Source organism: Microcystis sp. M090S1 (genome assembly GCF_020246295.1).
Lineage (GTDB): Bacteria > Cyanobacteriota > Cyanobacteriia > Cyanobacteriales > Microcystaceae > Microcystis > Microcystis aeruginosa.
The window spans coordinates 1-6,248 of record NZ_JADBTF010000230.1 but is presented as its reverse complement, the minus strand read 5'-3'; the positions used below and the strand labels follow the sequence as shown (position 1 = coordinate 6,248).

Here is a 6,248-nt window from a genome sequence, read left to right as displayed (position 1 = left end):
ACCATCCGGTGGAAGATTGCCAATTCCAGTTATTATCTAAACTCCACAAGTGGAGATAATTACCATCGTTATATTTCCATAAAACTTGATTGACTCCGTTGACGGTTTCTGCTGCTAGAGTTTGCCAACCTGGATAGATATTTGTGGTAATCTGAGTTGCACCAATTTTGATGGCGATGGGGTTATTATTGCCAATTTGTGCGTAGAGTTTGTTAGTTGTGTCTTGGACTAATTTGGTGTTACCGAAAGCTTCGATTGGGGTGTAAGGTTGACCGATGATTCCATTAATAACAAAATTAGCAGCAGTTAAGGGAGTCTGTGAAGGGTTAGTATTGGAATCGTGAATGACATCAATAGTGTTACCAGCACTTAAGGTAAATCGGGTAACATCAATAAGCAGTTTATTCTGAGCGTCGAACGGACGGCTGAAAGTATTGAATACTTGAGCGGCTGAAGTGAATCCTAAACTCCCATCAATGATAATTTTCTCGGTAGCTATGTCAAAATCATCGATTCGATCTTGACCGTTATTAGCACCAAAGAAAAAGCTATCCTGTCCACTACCACCTTGTAGAGTATCATTACCTAAATTTCCCTGAAGGCGATCGCTTCCTTCTCCCCCTATCAGTAAATCATCACCAGATCCTCCTTTAATGGTATCGTCGCCTTTACCTCCATCGATGGTGACACTGACGGTACTGGAGTTGGTGAAGGTGTCGTTACCGTCGTTACCCAGCGCCATTTCTAATTTAGTTGTACCTAAATCTAGGGTAATTCCGTTAGATGTGGTGACAATAGCAATATCGGTTCCATCGCCTCCGTCAATCAGGGTATCTTGTGCGTCGATGTAAAGTAAATCGTCTCCTGCACCTGCTATGATTTGATCTGCACCTTCACCGCCAATTAACCAGTCATTTCCGCTATTTCCTGTCAATTTATCGTTACCTGCTTCTCCCGAAAGGAAGACATCATGGGTGTCAGTGGTGTAGAGGGTATCGTTACCAGTGTTACCGCTGGCCACTTGTACGTTAGCGGTAGCAATATTAAGATTTAATGGGGTTGTTTGTTTATGAATTAATAAGGAGGCAGCTTGATCATTTTCTGCGACAATTTGGATACCTGTAGCGGTTTGAATGACTTTAAAACCGGTTTGAGTGACAAGGAAGGCGACATCAGAGATTTCCCCTCCAGTACCATCAGCGCGGTTGAAGAATGAGCGTTTTTTGATAATATTGCCGTCTTGGATGGTTTCAGATGCGATCGCGTTGAGGTTAATACTGGTAATATTATGTTGCGCTAGGGTTTTCAGTTCGTTGGGTTGACTGATACCGTCTTGATTTAGGTCTTGCCAGACGAGAATTTGATTAAATTGGGTATCTGTACTGGAAATGATGCCGTTATTGTTAGTATCGTAGGTTTTTAAGGCTTCTAGTCCACTATTGGCTGATCCGTCTTTAAAGTATTCTGAGAAGATTTCGGTAATATTATTGATTGTACCGTCATGGTTTAAGTCAACAGTTAACAATCCGTCATTTGTCCATGAAACATTTTCTGAATAACCATCTGCATCAATATCAAAACGAATTAAGGAATTATCAAGATTAATGAGTTTGATTCCATTGTTATCTAAATCAACGATCAAGGGATCTATCTGCGTTGTTGTCCAAGTAATAGGTTTAATCGCTAATTGAAAGAGAATATCTACTAAACCAGTTGTTGCTTCTAAATCAAAATCAAAAATTTCTTCAACTGTTCCAGGTATTCCAACTCCTGTAATTGCTGACAATACTATACTCTCAACGCCAAAAACAGATTTATTAAAACTTGGAACTTTTATGTTTGTTTGATTAGATTCTTCATTAAATTTAAGGTCGAGAGTAGAAGTAACATCATGGAATGCTGTTCTTTGTCTCCATTTATCACTTAAAGTGGCTTCCAAATTTAAACCATATTTCTCTATTCCTGTAATTCCTAGTCCTGCTTGATGCTTTGATATTTCTTCTACGGGAATGCCTGTTAAAAAGTGTAAAATAGCTCTAGCATCTTGATGTGCTGAAAAACTTTCATAGTTTCGATATTTATCCTTAAAATAATTGTGTTCTTTAATTTCTTCTTCGTTAGTTTGGAATTTTTGTATTGTCAGTTTGCTTGTCGCTATCAGTTGTTGTGCTGTTACTTTTGGATTGAAAATAATCCAACTTAAAAATGTCTGCTGTAATTCTTCTTTAGTAAAATCACTAGATGACATTTGAGTAAAATCGAAATTTTTTAGACGCTGTATTATACCAGATAAAACTTCTTCTACTTCTTTGACGTTTAGTGATTCTGAGCTTGGGCTATTTGCTGTTATCTTAATTGCTAATTGTTTAATAGTTTCTTGATCAATAGACTCAAGTTCAATAGGAGAAGTTTTAGGGGGTTCATATTTACTATAATTAATCGCACCATTGGCTATTTGTTGAATCCCTTGTAACCATCCTTCCAAGCTTCCGTCATCTGCTATTGTGTTGATTCCTGCGACTAAGTTTACCGATAGTTCAACAGAACGAAGGATATCGGTGACTTCGCTTGCTAAGGTATTGTTAGCAATAAAATCTAAATTTTTTCCTAGTGTCACCGCAGCATTTAAGAAACTAGATGTTGCAGCTAACCAATTATCTTCTTCGGCTAAATTAACGCCACTATTAATACTTAAAGCTGCTTGAGATAAATAGCTATATTGAGATAAGCCAGACACAGGAATAGCAGCACTAAAAAAGTTCAAAAATCCTGTTAGATTATCTCCCGACTCAATAGCCTTATAACCATAATAAAGACCAGATGCTACAGTATTAATATTTTGATAATATTGAATGCCTTGATCTAATCCTAATTTTGCTATTTGTGCCAGTTGTTCAGTTTGACTAAGAGTTTTAGATGCGAGAATTGCTTCCTTAGAAAACTGAAGATCAGCAGTATAAGCACTAATAACTGCCATTCCTGCGTTAAAGATTGCTCCTTGCCAATCTCCATTGTAAGCTGCCTGAACAGCACTTAAAGATGCACTAACTGCTGATAAAGTAGTGCTAAGAGCCGTCTGAACGAGAGTACCAGCAGCTAAGGATGCACCTGCGGTCATAACAACAGCAATAGTGCTAATTATCAGAGCAGCAGTCCCTAAAACTTCATTGGTAAAGGCTTTCTTTCTGATTTCTCTTTCTTTAACTCGCCCCTCAATAATCTGACTTAAAAGCTGTTGAGACTGTCGCGCTAAATCATCGGATAAATCAACCGCACCTTGAGCATAGCCAACCTTAGAGAGAATCTCTAAATTCTGCTGACTGAGTAACTCTTTTTCTTGAGTTAATACCCCTGTTTTCTGAATCTCCTCATAAAGAGCTTTACTCGCTCCCTCGATGTCGGTTTCTGCTTGTTTCAGAATGCCTAAATATTGCTGTTCTTCTTGGTCTAATTTGGCAATTTCAGTGTTAAGTTTATTATTCTGCTCAATTAAACCATCAACCGTTTTCAGTAAATTATCCTGAATCGTTGCGGCTTCTTTCCCCTGTAAAGCAGCATGAATATCTTGACGAGTTGCTGTTAATATGCTCTCCAATTCAGCAGGTAAGTTGGGCTGTTTTTGTTTGAGGGCATCTAAATCGGCTAAGATGCCAGCGAGTTGTCCTTTATAGTCAGCTTGGGTGATGATATTGGCAATCGGGTTAATCCCTAAGTCGGTGCGGAGGTTATTAATCGCTTGCTGGAGGGTCTCTTCGGTGTTAAGTTGGTTTAATTGTTCAAGTTTGGTGACGGCAATTTGACGATCGCGTTGAATATCTAACCGTTGTTTTTCTAACTGGGCTGCCACCGCATCATCAAGCAATTGACCGCGTTTTTCAGCGATTTCTTGTTCTAATTGTGCCTGCGCTAAGTTGAATTTTTCAACGGAAAGAACTTGCAATAAGGTTTGATTTGTCCAGTCTTTCAGTTGGGATAGGGCATCTATACGAAATTCAGCAACGGCGATTTCTTGTTTATGGGCCTCAATTGCTTCTTGAGAATTGCCGATACTTTGTTGAAGTTGGGCCAATTCTTGGGTGGCGAGGGTTTTTTGTCCTTCTAAGAGGGTAATTTGATTTTCAGCAGCTTGACGAAGGGCGGTAAATTGGCTGGCTTGTTGTTGCGCCTGTTGTTGCAGTTGCCGATATTGCTGCATTTCGGCATAGTATTTATCGGCTAAGATTAAATCTTCGGGTCGGGCAATTCCTCCTGAACAACCGCCACCTTTATCGTTGGCTAAATCTCGATAATCTTTGTAATAAAGTTCGGCGGCAGTAGCCATATTGTTAGCGTTGGCAACTTCCAGAAGTTGGGCGGCTTCTTTGCTTCCGGCATCATTTGCCTGTTTAAGAATAGTCAGCAGTTGGCTTTCAATGCCGTTTAATTCTTGGCGTTTAGTAGTGGCTTGGAGGGTATAATTTTTTTCGAGTTCAGTGGCTTCTAGGAGTTTTTTGAGTCCCTGTTGTTTATCTTTGATGGCGGAGAGGTATTTGTCGTTTTGCAGCAAGAGAGAGGCTTGCAGGTCATCCATGACTGCGGTTAAAGCTTGGCTACTGGCTTCGGCTTGTTCGGCGAGTTTTTGGACTTCAGCGAGGGTTTTACGAGTGTCAATGAGTTGTTTTTCGAGGGTACTGGTGTCTTTATCGGGGCTGGCGAGGGTCGCATCAAGGAGTTGATACTCGGTGAGGAGTACCTGTTCTTGGGTTGAGAGGAGGGTCTGTTTTTGGATGAGGCTGGCTTGTTGGGAGGTGAGGACGGTTTGTTTTTGGATGAGGAGTTGGATGGATTGGTCTAATTGGGCTTTTTTGGTGAGGTTTTCGTCGCCCCCATTATCAAGGGGGGTTGGGGGGATCAAATCCCGCTCGGTTTGCAGTTGAGTGATGAGGGTTTGGGTTTGGGTGAGTTCATCGGTGAGGTAGATGGTTTGTTGTGTCACCCAATTTTTGGCGGTGGTGATGTCTTGTTGCAGGAGTTGAGTTTGGGTTTGCAGTTCGGCGCGTTTTTGTAGGACGCTGTTGAGGGCGGTTAGGTAGTTGTCTTTACTGGTTTGGTATTCGCCGGTTTCTTTTTGAATATTGGCGGTGGCGGTGGCTGCATCTTGGGTGGCTATTTCGAGTTGGGTTTGCAGGATGGGGAGGAGTTTTTCCCAGTCACTTATTTGGGCGATTTTGTCTTCGCTGAGTTTTCTTTCTGCTTCCAGTTGTTGCAGGAGGTGGATAAATTCGCTTTGGCTGAGGGCGGCTTCATTGGCGACGGCGTTGGCTTTATTCCATTGGTCGAGGATGGTGGTGGTGGTATCTTTATTTAAGGTGTCGGTTTCGACTCCTTTAAGGAGTTGGGCGGCGTGTTCTCGGAGGGCGGTCGCTTGTTTGGTGTAGGTGTCCCAGATAATCCAATCGTGGTCAACATGGGTGATAGCTTGTTGTTTGGTTTGTTTTCTTCCGTACCATTTCTTTTCTTGATAGCTACGCCATTCAATCCAAGTGGGTCCTTGTTTACGGCTTCGTTCCCAATAAAAGGCGGATTTTTCTTGATACCAGTCTGCTTGGGAGATGGAAGCGGCGGCTTGGGCTTGTTTTTGGCTGATGCTGTTTTTAAGTTGTTCTATTTGTTGTTGGGTTTGGGTTTGTTGGTCGCTGATTTGTTGTTGAAGGGTGGCGAGGGTGGTGGGGTTGTTGAGTTCAGGGAAGTATTGATCGCGGAGATTGTCAAGATTTTTTGTGGCTAAATAAGTAGCAATATTGCGATTGCCGCCATTGTTCCAAACTACTACATAATCTTGTTTTCCATCACCATTAACGTCAGCAAACTTTCCCCGATCATATCCACTAGGATCTGCCCAGAATCCACTCGATGATGTTGTATTAACCGATTCATTAAATGTACCATCTGCTTTAGCTAAATAACTGGCGATGTTGCGATTACCACTATTATTCCAAACTACTATATAATCTTGTTTTCCATCACCATTAACATCAGCAAACTTTCCCCGATCATATCCACTAGGATCTGCCCAGAATCCACTCGATGAGGTCGTATTAACTATTTCATTAAATGTACCATCTGCTTTGGCAATATAAGTATCTAAATTTCGCTTACCACCATTATTCCAGACCACAACATAATCTTGCTTTCCATCACCATTAACGTCAGCAAACTGACCACGATCATAACCATTCGCATCTGCACCAAAGTAACCCCATGATGTT

1 protein-coding gene is annotated in these 6,248 nt (G+C 41.2%); it reads right to left on the bottom strand.

Translation table 11 applies throughout. The annotated features are described in order from the left end of the window. A partial coding sequence (locus IM477_RS10385; RefSeq protein ID WP_287731637.1) for an SPM autocatalytic domain-containing protein occupies positions 1-6,248 on the bottom strand: 6,248 nt, incomplete at both ends.